14 protein-coding genes and 1 tRNA gene are annotated in these 16,370 nt (G+C 63.6%); 5 read left to right on the forward strand and 10 right to left on the reverse strand.

The window, feature by feature from the left end:
- Positions 1-33 precede the first annotated feature (33 nt).
- Together KRR38_RS05735 and KRR38_RS05740 are read right to left on the reverse strand one after the other, a co-directional pair.
- Positions 34-837: an SDR family NAD(P)-dependent oxidoreductase gene (locus KRR38_RS05735; RefSeq protein ID WP_217399466.1), complete on the reverse strand. Its 804-nt coding sequence runs from the start codon at positions 835-837 to the stop codon at positions 34-36.
- Between the two features lie 11 nt (positions 838-848).
- Entirely contained in the window at positions 849-2,105 is a 1,257-nt protein-coding gene (locus KRR38_RS05740) for a cytochrome P450 (RefSeq protein ID WP_309140981.1), read from the reverse strand.
- Between the two features lie 323 nt (positions 2,106-2,428).
- On the opposite strand from KRR38_RS05740, the gene KRR38_RS05745 reads away from it, so the two are divergent.
- Entirely contained in the window at positions 2,429-3,484 is a 1,056-nt protein-coding gene (locus KRR38_RS05745; protein WP_217399468.1) for an AraC family transcriptional regulator, read from the forward strand.
- A 12-nt stretch (positions 3,485-3,496) separates the two neighbouring features.
- On the opposite strand, the gene KRR38_RS05750 is transcribed toward KRR38_RS05745, so the two are convergent.
- Positions 3,497-5,560: a PQQ-dependent dehydrogenase, methanol/ethanol family gene (locus KRR38_RS05750; protein ID WP_217399470.1), complete on the reverse strand. Its 2,064-nt coding sequence runs from the start codon at positions 5,558-5,560 to the stop codon at positions 3,497-3,499.
- Positions 5,560-6,816 carry a cytochrome P450 gene (locus KRR38_RS05755; protein ID WP_217399472.1) on the reverse strand — a complete coding sequence of 419 codons (1,257 nt, stop codon included), beginning with the start codon at positions 6,814-6,816 and terminating at the stop codon, positions 5,560-5,562. The genes KRR38_RS05750 and KRR38_RS05755 overlap by 1 nt, the downstream gene beginning before the upstream one ends.
- 215 nt (positions 6,817-7,031) lie before the next feature.
- Between KRR38_RS05755 and KRR38_RS05760 the strand changes: the two genes are divergently transcribed.
- The 3 genes from KRR38_RS05760 to KRR38_RS05770 are packed head-to-tail and all read left to right on the forward strand — an operon-like array spanning position 7,032 to position 11,021.
- Entirely contained in the window at positions 7,032-9,428 is a 2,397-nt protein-coding gene (locus tag KRR38_RS05760; RefSeq protein WP_217399476.1) for a TonB-dependent receptor, read from the forward strand.
- Between the two features lie 25 nt (positions 9,429-9,453).
- Complete coding sequence (locus KRR38_RS05765; RefSeq protein ID WP_217399478.1) at positions 9,454-10,464, forward strand: LLM class flavin-dependent oxidoreductase; 1,011 nt, start codon at positions 9,454-9,456, stop codon at positions 10,462-10,464.
- Positions 10,465-10,469: 5 nt separating this feature from the next.
- Positions 10,470-11,021: a carboxymuconolactone decarboxylase family protein gene (locus tag KRR38_RS05770; RefSeq protein WP_217399480.1), complete on the forward strand. Its 552-nt coding sequence runs from the start codon at positions 10,470-10,472 to the stop codon at positions 11,019-11,021.
- Positions 11,022-11,386: 365 nt separating this feature from the next.
- Here KRR38_RS05770 and tmk read toward each other — a convergent pair whose 3' ends face one another.
- From tmk to KRR38_RS05795, 6 genes are all read right to left on the reverse strand, one after another.
- Entirely contained in the window at positions 11,387-11,866 is a 480-nt protein-coding gene (gene tmk / locus KRR38_RS05775; RefSeq protein WP_254514658.1) for a dTMP kinase, read from the reverse strand.
- Entirely contained in the window at positions 11,847-12,041 is a 195-nt protein-coding gene (locus KRR38_RS35850; RefSeq protein ID WP_254514659.1) for a hypothetical protein, read from the reverse strand. Before KRR38_RS35850 ends, tmk begins: the two co-directional genes overlap by 20 nt.
- A gap of 136 nt (positions 12,042-12,177) precedes the next feature.
- Positions 12,178-13,326, reverse strand: coding sequence for a D-alanyl-D-alanine carboxypeptidase family protein (locus tag KRR38_RS05780; RefSeq protein WP_254514660.1), 1,149 nt, complete (start codon positions 13,324-13,326; stop codon positions 12,178-12,180).
- Positions 13,327-13,377: 51 nt separating this feature from the next.
- Positions 13,378-14,466, reverse strand: a complete 1,089-nt coding sequence (locus KRR38_RS05785; protein ID WP_217399482.1) for an SPOR domain-containing protein — start codon at positions 14,464-14,466, stop codon at positions 13,378-13,380.
- A complete protein-coding gene (locus tag KRR38_RS05790) occupies positions 14,450-15,484 on the reverse strand; it encodes a lytic transglycosylase domain-containing protein (protein ID WP_217407130.1) in 1,035 nt (344 codons plus the stop codon). The genes KRR38_RS05785 and KRR38_RS05790 overlap by 17 nt, the downstream gene beginning before the upstream one ends.
- A 97-nt stretch (positions 15,485-15,581) precedes the next feature.
- The gene (locus KRR38_RS05795) at positions 15,582-16,103 is read right to left on the reverse strand and encodes a nuclear transport factor 2 family protein (protein WP_217399484.1); all 522 of its coding nucleotides are present in this window, start codon (positions 16,101-16,103) and stop codon (positions 15,582-15,584) included.
- Positions 16,104-16,211: 108 nt separating this feature from the next.
- On the opposite strand from KRR38_RS05795, the gene KRR38_RS05800 reads away from it, so the two are divergent.
- Positions 16,212-16,301: transfer RNA gene (locus KRR38_RS05800), tRNA-Ser, on the forward strand.
- The last annotated feature ends 69 nt before the right edge of the window (positions 16,302-16,370 follow it).

The following is a 16,370-nucleotide window of genomic DNA, read 5'->3' on the forward strand; positions in this document are numbered from 1 at the left end:
TTGCCGTGTCAGCCGTTCCGCATCTCTTCTCGATCAAACACCACCGCTGACGCGCAGCAGTTGTCCCGTGACGTACTTGCTCGCATCCGACGCGAGGTAAAGCAGCGCGAAGCCGATGTCGCTGGGCTCGCCGGTCAGTCCTAGCGGCGACATGGCGCGCATCTGCGTCAGCACGGTTTCCCGCTTCTCGGCATCCACCCGGCCGGCTTCGTCACGGTACATGCTTGTATTGATCGGCGTGTCGATCCAGCCGGGCACCACCGCATTGACCCGCACGCCGAATGCGCCGAATTCCTTGGCGCAGACCCGCGTGAGCTGGTTCACTCCCGCCTTTGCCATGCCATAGACCGAAAGCGTCGGGACCGGGCTGTCGCCCGCGGTGGACGACACGTTGAGGATCGTGCCCCCGCGCCCCTGCGCCTGCATAGCGCGGCCGGCCGCGGCACAGCCCCAATAGGTTCCCATCATGTTGATCGCGATTACGCGCTCGGCCGCCTCGCGACTGGCTTCGGTGACACCTGCCCACAGCGTGATGCCCGCCGAGTTGATCCAGATGTCGACGCTGCCGGCTTGACGCGGCGCCGCATCCGCCAGCGCTTCTACAGCGTCGCGGTCAGCCACATCGACACGGTGGACGAAGACGTCCCGGCCCGCCTGACGGACCAGCGTGGCGGTTTCCTCAAGCCCCGCCGCATCGAGGTCGGCGAGGACCACATGTGCGCCAGCCCGCGCAAACAGCCGCGCCGCCTCGCGTCCTAGGCCCGAAGCGGCCCCAGTGACCACCGCGACCCGTCCGTCCAGCGAGAATGCGCGAGCAATTTCGTCATCCAGTACCATGGTCGATCCCCTCAGAGCGGCTTAAAGCGCAGGTGAAGCTGCTGGAGCGCGCGAAAGACGTAAGTCGGCATATAGGAGAAGCGGCGATCGCCTTCTGGACCGTGGTGTTCGGGGTTGAGTTCGATGGTGCCGAGCCGGTCGAGGATGCGCTCTAGACTGACACGCGTTTCGAGGCGGGCCAGGGCCGCGCCCGGGCAGGTATGTGGCCCGCGCCCGAAAGCGAGGTGATCCTTGGGCGACGGCCGTCCGAGACGAAACTCGGCGGGCCCGTCGAACTTGCGCGGATCGCGATTTACCGCCGCCGTCGTGATCATCACGGTTGTGCCTGGCGCCACGTTCACGCCACCGATCTCGGTCAGTTTGCGCGCGAGGCGAAAGGTCGATTTCACCGGGCCGCTATGGCGCAGGACCTCCTCGATGAATTCGGGGATGAGCGAGCGGTCGGCGCGCAGGCGAGCCTGCAATTCAGGCTGCTCCGCGATGATCCGCAGCGATGCGCCGAGCAGCGTCGCCGTGGTGTCCTGCCCTGCGCCGAACAACAACGTCGCGACGCGTACGACGTCCATCGCCGTGGGCGTCGTACCGTCAGGGAACGTCGCGTTGGCAAGTTGCCCCATGATGTCGCCGCGCGGATCGCGCCGCCGCTCGTCGACGTAGCGCAGGAACGTTTCGACTCGGAACTCCATTGGATTGACGACGCTGGCTTCGGAACCTGCACCGATCTGCGCCGGTGCCCCTTCCATGTTCTTGCGGAAAGCGTCGCGGTCCTCTTCGGGCACCCCGAGCAGATCGGCGATCGCCAGGAGCGCAAAGGGACTGGCGAACTGCCGGACGAACTCGCAGTGCCCGCTCGCGGCAAATTCGTCGATCAGCTGATCGGCAAGTTCCGTGATCGAGGCTTCCATTTCCTCGAGCCGGCGCGGCGTGAACAGCCGCATCATTAGCGATCGCAAGGGTCCGTGCCTCGGCGGATCGAGCGTCAGCACTTCCTCGCCGAAGGGCATTTGCGGCCGGTGCTGCTCGATGAGGTCGCCAATATCGTCACTATGGGGTGCGAAGGGGATAGGCGGTAGCGGTCCGGTGACAGAATTGACCGCCGAGAGAGTGGTATTGTTGTTATGGACGGCAAGGGCTTCGTCATAACCGACGACCGCCACGACATTGTGCGCGGGCAGCGGCACGACTGTTCCGCGCCTGCGGAGATTCTCGAAATAGGGATAGGGATCCTCGACCAGCGAGAGGTCCATGAAAAAGTCGATCTCGTCCACTCGCCTCTCCCGTTGCGCCCGGAAACGCAACCTTGTCGCCTGCTTCCTGCCGATGCTCAACCGAATGCTGCTTAGATCCGATAAATCTCCAAAATCGTCGGAATGGGCCGTAAGGGCGCAACCCAACCGATGACGGCTTTCTGGGAGAGAAATTGTTGCATTGAATTGCGGCTTGTTCGGCGAGAGCGACCAATCAATACGGTGCCCTCCCAGACAGACGCGCTTGCACCTGTCATCTCTTGACTTGGCATAGTTGCAGTAGCAGGCCGAGGCTTGGGCGCGAAACAAGCTCCGTAGGTAACGGCGGGAAGAGAGGCTGGCGCATGGACGGCGAATTCATCCTCGATCACGATCTACTGGGGCTGCGGCCGGCGCGGGGCAAAATCCAGGCCGGCTATTGGCGCGGTTTCAAGGAACTGGTGGGCCGCCAGGGCGGGTGTTCCCGCGATATCCTGGAGCGGCACAATATCGACCCCGAAGCTTTCGAGTTTCACGACTACCACGTCGACTGCACGGCTGCCCTGAACCTGCTGGACGATTGCAGCATTCGCTTCGACGATCCGCTGTTCGGCCTGCATCTCGGAGATCTCCAGCAGCCCGACGCCTTCGGTGGCATCGCCTTTGTCGCCCGCACAGCGCCGACTTTCGGGCAGGCGCTCGAATGTTTCACGGAATTCTCGCCGGTGGTGAATTCGCCGGAAGGCGAGATGGTGCTGGTCGCGGGACGCGACGTAGCGGAATTCCGCTGGAACTCTCAGCTGGGCGGCGGCTGCGAGCAGGCACACTTCCAGGGAATGCTGCTCATACTGAAGACGCTGAAGATGCTGGGAGGCACTGGCTTCAAACCGCTTCACGTCAATCTGTGTTTCGACCCGCATCCGGCGCTGCGGCAGGAAGTCGCGGAGCTAGCGGGGTGCGCCCTGCTACGCCGTTCCGAATTCAACGCGATCGCTTTCGCCAGCGACCTGCTCGATCAGTCCAACCCGTCGCGCAACTCGCTCATGTATTCGATGATGACGCGCTGTTTGAAGCGAATGGGCGAAGCGCCGTCGGGGGCGGTGGCGAACGATGTCGCTTTCTTCATCGAGACGACCCTCGCCTCCGGAGTCTGCACGGTCGAACGTTGCGCCGACGCACTTGGAACGAGTTCGCGTACTCTGCAGAAGCAGCTGGCGGGAGAGAATACTTCGTTCACCATCCTGCTGGAGATGGGACGGGAAAAGCTGGCGAAACGCGCGCTGGCCGGATCGCGCGCTTCGATCGACGATATCGCGTTCAATCTCGGCTATTCGGATCAGGGCAGCTTCGGCCGTGCGTTCCGGCGCTGGACCGGCCAGACGCCCCGCGCATTTCGCATCAATTCACGCGCAATGCACTGACGCTTCCAGCCACTACATTGGTCCGCTTGCTTTCGCGGGCTGGGCTGACTTCCCCGACAGGGCTGCGCGAGCTCCCGCCCGGATGTAGGCGTGAATCTGGCGAACCTGCTCGCGTGTGAGTTCGGGGAAAGGCGGCATGCCCTGTTGTGCAAGCGCGCCGTCGTGCGCCACTTGCCAGATGGCATTGGGGTCAAGGGCGAGCTGCGATTCGCGCAGGTCTGGGCCCGGTGCGCCGCTGGCGACCAGATTTTTCCCATGGCAACCGGCGCAGCGCATCATGAACACCCCTGCCCCCGCTGAGACATCCGCCGGCGCGAGGCTGAGTTTGGGATCGTCGACGGGATGCAGCGTCATGTCGCGCGGGGCGGACGGCGGCAGCATCGCTCTACCATCGAGCGCGAATGTCAGAAGGCGGCGCGGCTGCGCCCCATATTTCCATCCGGCGTAAACGACTTCGCCCCAGGCGCCACCAAAACCGACAAGGACCGAGACGTATTGCTTGCCGCCGACGGAATAGCTTATCGGCGCAGCGATGATCCCAAGGCCGGCGTTGAAGCGCCACAGCTGTTTCCCGTCCACCGCGTCGTAGGCCGAGAAATAGCCGTCCGCAGTTCCCTGAAAGACCAGATTTCCGGCAGTCGACAGGGTGCCGCCATTCCAGAACAAATCCTGCGGCACTTGCCAGCGAGCCTTCTGCGCGACCGGATCCCAGGCCACGAGCTTGCCCTTGCCGTCGCGCGGATCGTTACGTAGCGGACCGAAGCTGAGCATGGCGAAGGCGGCCTTGCCCGCACCGCCTGTGGATTTGTCCTTGTCGATGAATTCGCCGAGCTGCATCGTCGGGATGTAGACGAGCCCGGTCTTCGGACTGAACGACATGGCCTGCCAGTTGTGGGCGCCCATGTTGCTCGGCCAGATGTCGGTGTGTCCGGTTTCGTAGCGGATGTTCGGCGCCTCGACGGGGCGGCCTGTCTTGAGGTCGATGTGATCGGCCCAAGTAACCTTGCCCAGCTTCTCAGCCGAGATCAGCTTCCCCGTCTCGCGATTGAGTACATAGAAGAAGCCGTTGGTCGGCGCCTGCATCAGCACCTTGGTCGGCTTGCCATCGATCGTCAGCGTCGCAGCGATGATGTTCATCGTCGCCTTGTAGTCCCACGCCTCGCGCGGGTTCACCTGATAGTGCCAGATGTACTTGCCGGTGTCGGCATCGAGCGCGACGATCGAGGCGAGGTAAAGATTGTCGCCGCCGCCGGGGCTGCGCACCGCGGGATCGTAGGGACCGGAATTTCCAGTGCCGATGTAGATGCGGTTCATCTCGGGATCGAAGGTCATTCCGTTCCAGACGGTGCCGCCGGTGCCGGTCTTCCAGTATTCGCCGGTCCAGGTCTTGGCTGCAGCCTCCATCGCGGGGTCGCCCTTGTTCTGCTCGGGGCTGCCGGGGACGGTGTAGAAGCGCCAGACTTGCTTGCCGGTCTTCTGGTCATAGGCCGTCACATAGCCGCGCGAACCAAAGTCGCCTCCGGCATGGCCGATGATTACCTTGCCGCGGAACGTGCGCGGCGCGCCGGTAATGGTCTGGGGCGAATCCATCGGGACCGTCTGCGCGCTCCATATCTCGTTGCCGGTCTTGGCATCGAGCGCGATCAGCCTGCCGTCGATCGTGCCGACGAACACCCGCCCATCGTCATAGGCCGCGCCCCGATTGACCGGCAAGGTGAAGCGCACTTTCAGGGGATTATGCTTCATTACCTCAGGATCGTGTTTCCACAGAAGCTTGCCCGTCACGCCGTCGACTGCGTAGACTGTGGAATAGCTGCCGGTGAAGTAGAGCACGCCATCGACGGCCAGGGGCGTCGCTTCGAGAATCTGCTCGCCGTCGAGATCAAGCGACCAGGCCAGCCCCAGCCGGCCGACATTACTGGTATCGATCGATTCAAGCCGACTGTACCCGCTTTCGTCGGCTCCGCCGCCGGTATTCGACCAGTTTTCGGCGGTGCCGGAGGCGCTGTCCGTCGCCGGCCCTGCACAGGCGGAGACGGCGAGTACGATAGCTGCCCACAACGCAGGATAACGCATCAGCGCTGTACCACCTTGAGTGGCAGGTTTATGCGCGAGAAATTGGCGATGGTCGGTACGAAGAGAAGTTCCTCGGCGGGAACGGCCAATTCGATGTTCTTGAAGCGCTTCACGATCTCTCGGATCGCAATCTTGGCCTCCATCCGCGCCAGCGCCATAGCAACGCACAGATGCGTGCCCGCGCCGAAGGACAGGTGCCGGGCCAGATTCTTGCGAGAGGGATCGAAGTCGCGCGGGTTGTCGAACACCGCGGAATCGTCATTCCCCGAAGCGAAGAGGATCAGAAGGTGGGAGTCCTCTGGGATGATCTTGCCGCCCAGTTCGACCTCCTTGGTCGTCACGCGCGATAATCCCCGCACCGGCGGCTCGATCCGTAAGCTCTCCTCCACGAAGCGCGTGACGAAACGATCGTTGTCGATGTTCTCGTAAAGTTCGTCGGCGAGGTCAGGCCGCGTGGCAATGGTGTACAGCAGGTTGGACAGACCGGTAGAGGTCGTGTCGTTGCCGCCAACCAGCAGTGCCCGCGTCAGGGCAACGATTTCGGCGAAAGTCAGCGCCGGCTGGTCATCGTCGTCCAGCCGCGCAGTCACAAGGTCGGACACCATGTCCTCTCGCGGCTGAGCCTGTCGCTCGCGGACACGGTCGATCACGTAGTTCTGCAGCTCGCAGATCAGTTCTGCGTTCTCCAGCATCTGCTCGCGATCCTGCATACGCCCGACCTGGGCGACATAGGCATCGGACCACTGCTTGATCTTGCCCGCGTCGGCATGTTCGAATCCGAGCTGCTCGCACATGAAGCCGATCGTCATCGGCGTTGCTATATCGCTGATGCCGTCGATCTGGTCGCGGCCGGCCAGGGCGTCCAGCAAATTGGCGACGATCTTGCCGACATTAGGCTCCAGCGTCTTCATCCGGTGCGCGGTGAAAGCCTTCTCCAGCAGCTTGCGGATGCGGGTGTGCTTGGGCGGGTCCTGAAGGATGACGTCGGGGAAATAGCCGCCGCCATCGCGCTCCAGAATGGCCTTGAACTCGTCGAAGAAGCCGTGTGCGAACTGCTTGTTCCAGCCGCGCTCCTGCGAAAAGGTGATCGCATCGCGCAGCACCACCTGCAGATCCTCGTAGCGCGAGACGAGATACATCCCAAGCTGCTCGTCGAAATGCACCGGGTCATTGTCGCGCACCAAGCCATAGAAGGCGTGGGGGTGCGATTGGATGGCAAGGTCGATCAGGCTCTTGCCTGTCAGGGCCTCGATCATTGCAACTCTCCTAGGTCTTTCGTGACGGCTACTATCTTCCGGCTTTCGCCTCTCGGCATCTTGCGCCGATAACTCAGCATCCGCCGCCGCAACGGGCGCGCAGTGTTGAGCAATGGGCGCGCGCTGCTGGGATTTTCACGCCGACCTTTGCCATCTGCCGATCGACAGAAGAGCCGCGGAGCTGCGGCCCCATCGGCATAGCGGGGGAGAAAGCCATGAGAATTCCAATCTATCTGCAGGCATCGGTCGGTGCCCTCGCGCTTGCTGGCTTTTCTGCCCCGGCCTGGGCGCAGGACGGGGATATCATCGTCACAGCGCGCAAGCGCGATGAGACGATCCTGCAAGCCCCGGTCATCGTCAGCGCCCTGCCGCAGGACCGGCTCGAACGCTTCGGCACCAGCGACCTCTACGACATTGCCAATCAGGTTACGGGATTCCAGATCGCCACGGGAACCGGTTCCTACGGCGTCCAGGTCTCCATCCGCGGTGTCGGCACCAGCACGCAGAATTCGGCCATCGACCAGTCGGCGACCCTGACGATCGACGGCATCCAGATGAGCCAGGGTCTCGCCTACAAGATGGGCATGTTCGACCTTGCCCAGGCAGAGATCCTCAAAGGCCCCCAGGCGCTGTTTTATGGCAAGGCCAGCACCGCCGGCGTCATCGCGCTGCGCACCGCCGATCCCGGCGACGAGTTGGAGATCGTGTCGCGCACCGGATACGAGTTCCAAGCCCACGAGATCAAACAGGACCTCATCCTGTCCGGGCCTGTATCGAACACGCTTGGCCTGCGACTGGCCGGATCATACGCCGATTCCGACGGCTACTTTCGCAATGTCGGTATCGCGACGCCGGGCTTTGGCGGGCTCAATCCGAAATATCGGAACTATTCGTCCTCAAAAAACCTCCTGATCCGCGGGACTGCGCTGTGGAAGCCGACCGATACATTCAGCGCGCGGCTCAAGCTCAACTTCTCGCGCGACAGGGTCAACGGCGACGGCGGCGGCGTCGATCAATTCACGGGCTGTCCGGAAGGCACGGCCTCGCTTTCGGGCATCCCGTTCCTCGGCAACGGTGAAGATTGCAAACTCGACCGCTATGCGCACGTCACCGACCTCGACCCGAAAGCGTTCATCGGCGTGCGCAACGGGGGCGTGCCCTTTCAGCGACTGAACCAGCATTTCGGTTCGCTCGAACTGAACTGGAACGTGATCGATCAACTCGCGCTGACGTCGGTCACCGGCTATTACGATGTCGACCAGTCGACGCTGCTGAACGGCATGGTCGCCACGACCACGACACTGGCGCCCGATAGCCGTTTCCATCGCGACGATTTCACGCAGGAACTTCGGCTGGCGTCGAGTTTCCCGGGCAGCGCGCTCAACTTCATCCTCGGCGGCTATTACCAGAGCGGTAATCTCGACAATTATATAAACTTGCTCGGCAATACGGCACTACAGCTGCCGCCAGTGCTCCAAGCGGGCAACCACCACCTCGACATCGAATCGATTTCGGCCTTCGGGCAGTTGCTTTGGCGCCCCGTCCCGCAAATCGAGTTGGCGGGTGGCGGGCGCTGGACTCACGAGACGCGTCGCGATCGCCAGACCGACTTGATCACCAGTGCACCCGTCATCACGCCGCTCGCGGTCGGCAAGCTGGCGTCGAGCCATTTCAGTCCGGAAGCGACGATCACGTACAAGCCCAACGACGACCTGACGCTGTTTGCCTCCTACAAGCTGGCCTACAAGTCGGGATCGTACGATGTGACGCTGATCTTCGCACCCGGGGCGAACAATTCGTTCGGCGACGAGAAGGTCCAGGGCTTAGAAGGCGGTATCAAGACCCGCCTGATGGACCGCCAGCTCACGCTCGACCTCGCGGGCTACCGCTATCTCTATAGCAATCTGCAAGTCGGCGCGGCTGAGAACAGCGCTGGCGTCCTGGCGATCCGCACGCTGAACGCGGCCTCGGCACTCGTCTATGGTGTGGACTTCGATGCTGCGCTTCGCCCCCGCGCGATCGATGGGCTGACCTTGCGAGCGGGGGCCAACTGGAATCACGCCCGATACCGCACGTTCACCAATGCCCCGTGTTTCGGCGGACAGACCATTGGCGAGGGTTGTAACCAGGTTTTCAACCCCGCGACCGGGCTTTTCACGGGCCAGAACCTTTCTGGCGGCCGGCTGGTGCGCTCGCCCGACTGGTCCGCCAATTTCGGATTCGATTACGAACTACCGGTGGGCAAGGGTATGCGGCTGACGCTCAGTTCAACGAATCTCTATTCCTCGAAATTCTACACCAATCTGATCTTGAACGGTGACAGCCTCCAGAAAGGCTTCGTGCGCAGCAACGCCAGCATAGCGTTGAAAGACGAGAGGGATGCCTGGGAACTGGCCCTGATCGGCGACAATCTCAGCAACAAGCTCACCTTGGAAAACTGCGTGACGTTCAATGCCACCAACGGCATCTTCTTCGGTGGAGATGTCACCGGCGGGCCCGTGACCGGCCCTGCCGGGCACGACGAGTCGCTTTGTTCGGCGCAGCGCGGCCGCTCGGTCTGGCTGTGCCTCACGCTCAAGCCCGCTGCCCTTTTCCGCCGCTCTGCCCATTGACCTGATCCCACAAGGAGATTCCGAGATGCCTTCCCCCATCCGCTTCGGTTACGGCTTCGACATGCGCAACGCGCCGGACTGGTTCAGGCCCTGGCCCGATTTCTACGCCGAGACGCTCGAGTTCATCGAGCATATCGAGAACCTGGGGTTTGGCGGCGTCTGGCTCGCCGAACATCACGGCATCGACGACGGTTACTTGCCATCTCCGCTCGTTTTCGGCGCCGGCGTCGCCACGCGCACCAAGAAGGTCCGCATCTCGCAAGGCGTTGGTCTCTTGCCGCACTATCATCCCGTGCGGCTCGCCGAGGATATGGCAGTCCTCGACATCCTCTCGAACGGCCGAGCCGAATTCGGCATGGGCATCGGCTATCTCGGTTTCGAAGCGGAAGCCTATGGCCTGCCCGCGAAGAAGCGCGGCAAGCTGTCGAACGAGATCATCGAGATCGTCAGGCGGCTGTGGCAGGGCGAGACGCTCGACTACGCTGGAGAGTTCTTCCAGCTGAAGGGTGCCCGCTGTACGCCGCTGCCCTGCCAGGAGGGTGGTATCCCGATGTTCGTGGGCGGCGTGGCGCCGGCCGGCTTCAAGCGTGCAGCCGAATTCGGCGATGGGTTCATCGGTCCGGTAGAATTCTGGCCTCAGTATGTTGAAGCGCTGAAGGCCGCCGGCAAGCAGGAAAAAGACGGCCGGATCATTTCGATGTCCTATTCCGACATGTGGATGATGGTCAGCGAAGATCCCGAAAAGACCATCAACGACATGGCGCCGCACGCCTACTATCAGATCAACACTTACGCGAAGTGGCAGGAAGGCGCCGAGTGGAGCGTCTATACCGAGATGAGCCTCGACGAATTCAAGAAAGCCGGCGTCATGAAGGTGCTCACCCCCGACGAGGCAATCGCCTATATCAAGTCGCGTCAGGAAGCGGCACCGATCGAGGCGTTCGTTATGCAGGCGCCGACCGGCTTCCCGCTGAAGCTTCTGGCCGAACATGCCGAGCTGTTCGCCAGCAAGGTCATGCCGGCATTCGCGGTCTGATCGCGATGTCGGATATTCCCCGCATCCCGCCGCTTCCCGTCGCGGAGTTCACCGATGAGCAGGCCGAACTCGGCGGCGGGCGCGGAAGCCAGCGGAGCGAGCTGAACTTCGTCCGCACATTGGTTCGCCATCCCAAGCTCTACGGCAGCTGGATACCTTTCGCTGAACAGCTCGTCTTCGGTTCGACCTTGCCCGGGCGGGATCGCGAGATCCTGATCATCCGGACCAGCGAACTCTGCGGCGAACGCTATGAGGCTGCGCATCATATCCACATCGGCCGCACGCTGGGGCTGACCGACGCGGAAATGGAGAGCGCCCAGCAGGACGGTGCGATCCTCACCCCGTTCGAGCAGGCACTGATCCGCGCGGTGAACGAACTGGTCGCCGATCACGCGATGTCCGACGCGACCTGGCAGGCACTCACTGACCGCTATTCGACCGAGCAGATGATCGATGTCGTATTCGTGGTAGCGAATTACTCGCTGATGGCGATGGTCACCAACAGCTTCGGGATAAAGCCGGAGGCCGATGTCGGCGGATCATGGAAGCCGTTCTGATGGCCGGGACCACGTCCGGTTTCGACGCCCAAGACCCGCAGCGACCTGAGCTTGGCGGCGCCAGGGGATACGGGCGACATGAACGGGGAAATGATCCGTATCGGCGCCGCCATGACGACGATGGAGGAGAATGGTCGGCAATCAGATGACGCTGCCAGATGACGCTGCCGCCCGGCGTTCACATGGGGGTTTGCCGCCGCCAACTACGCCTTGCTACAAGGCGAAGCACGAAAGTAATCCGACCATGGAATACCGTCATCTCGGCCGAAGCGGTCTGCAAGCCTCGCTTTTCAGCTCCGGCACGATGACGTTCGATGATGGGGCGGGCGTCTGTCAGACCATCGGCGACACCCGCGGTAGCCACGCTATATGAGGCGCAGACGCATTGCCTCCAGTACCTTGAGCTTGGTTTCCTCGGACGTCCCGGCGGCGTCGATGACCGCATGGCGCTCAGGATCGCGCGCGGCCTGATCTAGGTAAGATCTTCTGATCCGCTGGTGAAAATCGAGGTCCAGGGTTTCGAACCGGCCCTCATCAGTGTTGCTCGACTGAAGTCGCCGACGGCTGCGCTCCAATCCAACCTCGACGTCGAGATCAAGGATGATGGTGAGATCGGGCCACAACGGGCCGACAACCTGTTCGTGCAAACTGCGAATGAATTCTTCTGACATGCCCCGGCCTGCGCCCTGATAGGCTATTGTCGATCCGATGAAGCGATCGGACACGACGATCTTTCCATCCGACAGTGCTGGACCGATAACGCGCCGGACGTGTTCGACACGCGCTGCTGTCATCAGCAGAAGTTCGGAACCGGGGTCCCAGGCATTATCGGTACCCGCAAGCAACAGCCCCCCTCAGAGCTTCGCCTTGGGCTGTGCCGCCGGGCTCCCGCGTCGTGACCAAGTCGAGTCCGGACTTCGTGAGCTCCTCGCGAAGATATTGCACGACACCGGTCTTGCCGCACCCGTCGACGCCCTCGACCGATGCGAAGAACCCAGTCGCACGAGGTCTAACCGACATCACTGAACCTTCTCAAATGAGACGCTAGGGAGTCTCGTGACTGATAGTAGGGCCGATCCGTCGAGGTACCGGGAGAAATGAGACTGCCCTCGGGGGGAGATAACTCCTGCTTCGAGCGCGATGAAACGTCCCTGCATCATGAGAACAACCCTGCAACACCGTTGATCAGCCGGTCAATGGGGCCGGCCTTGCCGACAGCCGCGCCGGCGAATAGCGGCAAGCGGCTTGGAGGTCCCTCGCCCGCGTGGATTTCGAGCTCGGCAACCTTGGCGCCCTTGGCGATCGGCGCGACCAGCGGACCATCGTAGGTCACCTTGAGCGTGATCGGCCCGGTCTCGCCCTTGGGCAGTACCGCAGCGACGACGCGATCGGCGACAAGCGCGACTTGCCGTGCATCGCCACCTTGGACACGGGCTTGCGCCACGGTTTTGTTTGAGGCGAACAGCGGCCGCGCCTGCCATTCGGCGAAACCCCACTCAAGCAAAGCGCGCGAGGCAGCGGCGCGCTCGGCCTCGCTGTGCGCACCGGCGACGACCATCATCAGCCGCCGTCCGTCTCGCTCGGCCGAGCCGAGGAAGTTGTACCCCGCTTCGCTGGTGTGCCCGGTCTTGATCCCGTCGGCCCCGCGCACCACGCCGACGGTGGGATCGTGGCTTTCTTGAGTGACGCCGTTCCAGGTCATGCGCTTCTGGCCGAAATAGCGGCGGTAGAGCTGTGGATGGCGGGTGACCAGCGCTTCGCCCAGCGTGACGAGGTCGCGCGCGGTCACATAGGTCGCGCCCTGATCGGGCCAGCCGTTAGGCGTGGCGAAATGGCTGTTCGTCATGCCGAGCTGCTGCGCCTGGGTGTTCATCAGTGCACACCAGCGCGCGGCGTCGGCCGCATAGCTTTCGGCCAGCACCACCGAAGCGTCGTTGGCCGAAACCGTGGCAATGCCGTGCAGCAGCGTATCGGCATCGATTACCGTGCCGCCGGTCAGGTAGAGGCTGGTACCGCGCCCGTTCCAAAGGCGAGCGGTCTCATCCTTGACGGTGAACGGTTGGGTCATGGCTAGCCGGCCCTTGGCTATTTCTTCAAAGGCGACATAGGCAGTCATCACCTTGGTCGTCGATGCGGGCAGAAAGCGCCGGTCGGGCGCGCGCGCATAGAGCGTCCTGCCCGAGTTTACGTCGATCAGCAGGCCGACCGGAACATTGGCCATTTCGACGGGCGGTGCGGGTGTGCCGGCAGTGACTGGCCCGGCGATCAGCGCCAGGAGGGAGAGGACTGCCGGTATAGGTCGCAAGTGGTACGCTCCCGCCGCGGGTGGATGTCCTCCCGCGCGGGGCGATTTCAGTCAGTCGGCGCGCTGGATTCGTGCGTCGCTATAGCCTGCGCCCTTGGCCTTCGCCAGCGCGGCCTCGGCTTCTGCACGGGTCGCGAAGGGCCCGAGGCGGACCCGCCAGAGCCGGCCGGCGGCACTGGCTTGGCCGCCGAGCTTGCTCGCGACCGAATTGGCGCTGGCCTGGACCGAGAAGGCGGCGACCTGGACGACCAGCGAACCTTGCGCGGCCGCGTGGGCCGCAGGTGCTGCGGCGGGGCGCGGCGTGGCTAGCGGGGCTGGCGCTGCGGCAGACTTCGGCATGGGAGCCGGTTTTGGCGCGGGGGTGGCGACCGAATGCGGTGCGGGTGCAGCGGCGGGTTTCGCTGCTGGAGTAGGCTTCGGTCCCGGCGTTACGGTCGGATGCGGCGCAGATGTCTGGGCTGGGGCGGCCCCGGGCTTCGCGGTTGGCACGGGCTTCGGCGCAGCAGCAGTACTGGCGACCGGGCTTGGGATCGCTGCCGTCGTCGGAGCCGCGCCTGGCAGCGCGACCGGCTTGGGCGAAAGCACCGCCGTGCCGCTGCTGAGCTTGCGGTTGAGCGCGTCGAGCAGGCCCTTGGGTGTCTCCATACGCTCGGGCGCACGACCGCCGGCACGCAGCATCGCGCGTTCCTGCTCGGGCGGATTGACACGGCGCACGCGCACCGCGGGCTTAGTCTCACCGGCAATGCCGAGCTGCGCGGCGGCGCCAGGCGACAGCTCAATAAGCTGATCGTTCATCGGCCCGCGGCGCTCGACGCGCACGAGGATGGTCTTGCCGCTGGTCAGCGCAGTGACCTCGGCATAGCTCGGCAGCGGCAGCGTCTTGTGCGCGGCGGAGACCGTCATGCCGCCGCCCTGGCTAATATCCGCATAACCCACGGCGTCGTAGTTGAGCCGGTCCTCAGGGGTATAGGTAGTGCTGCCGACCTGGAATGCGGGGCCGACCACGACCGGATAGTCCGCGGCGGGACCATTGGCGGGAACGGGGGCTGCAGGACGGTCCTTGGCCCAGGCTTCCACTCCACCGCCGGCGATAGCCGCGATCAGGACGAGCGAAAGCGCATGGTTAACGGGCAATCTCATCTGCAAGCAACCCCACCGACAAAGCGTAGTAGTTCGAGCAGTTGTATTGCAGGATAACCCTATAATTCCCGGTTAATAGGTAAGCCGGCGTGCCGGCGCCGTCGGGCTGGAACAGCGCCGCCAGGGTATCGTCGCGGATGCCGGCGAGCGGCGTCACCCCCAACCGCCGCCATTCGGATACGGTCTTCCAGGCCGAATGGCGGGCATAAACCGCCGGGCAGGTCGGCGAGACCATGCGGTTGCGGACCTGCGACCAGTCGAACCCGGCGGGCACGGCGGCGCTCACCCCCCAGGGATCGCCAGTGCGCCAGCCCGCCTTGCGGAAATAGTTGGCGATCGAAGCGAGCGTATCGGCGCGGCTGTACCAGATGTCGCGGTCGCCATCGCCGTCGCCATCGACCGCGGTGGTCAGATAGACGCTGGGGAGGAACTGCGGATTGCCGAAGGCCCCTGCCCAGCTTCCCTTGAGCCGCTCGCGCGGTACGCCGCGGTCGGCCATCTTGAGCACGGCGATGAATTCGCCGGCGAACAGGTCGCGGCGGCGGCCTTCGTAGGCCAGCGTCGCCAGCGAGCGCGCGAGGTCGAAGTCACCGGTGTAGCCGCCGTAATGCGTCTCGTGCCCCCAGATCGACAGCAGGATCTTGCCGGGCACGCCATAGGTCGCCTCGATCCGCGGCAGGAGTCCCGCAACCTGTTGCATCATGTCGCGGCCCTGGGCGATGCGGCCTGCATCGACGTGCTGGCGGCGATAGGGCGCGAAGGGCGACGGCGTCGACGAAGGCGGCCCGCCCGGCTGTGCCCGATCGAGCTGCACGACGCGCGGATTGAGCGTCAGCCCATAGGTCATTCGCTGAATCGTCGCCTCGCTCACCCCTTCGGCGCGGGCGCGGGCGGAGAGCAGCTGGAGATAGGCCTGAAAGCCGGCGTCCTCGCTGGTCTGCGCCATGGCGGGCGACGCGAGCAGCGCCGCGGCCAGCGCGAAGGGAACGGCGAGGCGGGAGAAGCGGCGGAGATTCATCACGCACGAATGTTGCACAGCGACAGGAACTTGTGAATGCCGGCTGGACCTTAGGGCTGTTGACGGACCGCCGTTTGCGGCAACCGGTCGCAGGCGCTCAGCCGTCTGCGAGCGCCTGGAAATGGCCGATACGTCCCGCCCGTGCATCGGTTCGCAGCGAATGAAGAATATGCTCGACGGGCACGTCGGGCGTGGTCTGCAGCACCAGCGGATTGCCGCCGCACCACTGGGTCCGGCAGATTCGGCGCGCGATCCGCCAGCCGGCAGGCGTGCGGACAAGGGCATCGTCGTACCAGCCGATAGATTCGAACATGTTGCCGCCTTCGGGCACCTCGCGGATGAAGCGGCCGTGGATATAGCTGAGGCAGGTCGCCCTATCCTCCCCCACCAGCGCGACATGGTGTCCGCGCGTCGCGTGCTGGGTCGAGGCGAAAGGCTCGTGGATCGCGGCGAAGGCCTGCTTGAGCGGCGCCAGCCCCTGCCAGACCGCCGGAGCGCCGAAATCGGCCTCGACATCGTCGGTGAAAATCCGGTCGAACAGGTGCCACTGCTGGGAATCGACTGCGATCGGGTAGAAATTGATCAGGTTGACGATCTCGGCGATCTGCTCTGCGGCCATAGCTTGTCCTCCCGGTTATGCGGTCAGCCTAGCTCAGGCTTCAGGCAAGGCAAACGACACCCCGCACGCTTGCGCTTTACGGCATTCCGGCTATGCGCCGACAGACAAGGACAGGTGGCCGAGTGGTTTAAGGCAGCGGTCTTGAAAACCGCCGTGGGTGCAAGCTCACCGTGGGTTCGAATCCCACCCTGTCCGCCAATCTTCCAAAGAAAGTCTTGGTTCAAGAAAACCCCCGCCGAAGCGGGGGCCAGAAGTCCAGGGGCCGTT

Source organism: Novosphingobium sp. G106, from assembly GCF_019075875.1.
GTDB lineage: Bacteria > Pseudomonadota > Alphaproteobacteria > Sphingomonadales > Sphingomonadaceae > Novosphingobium.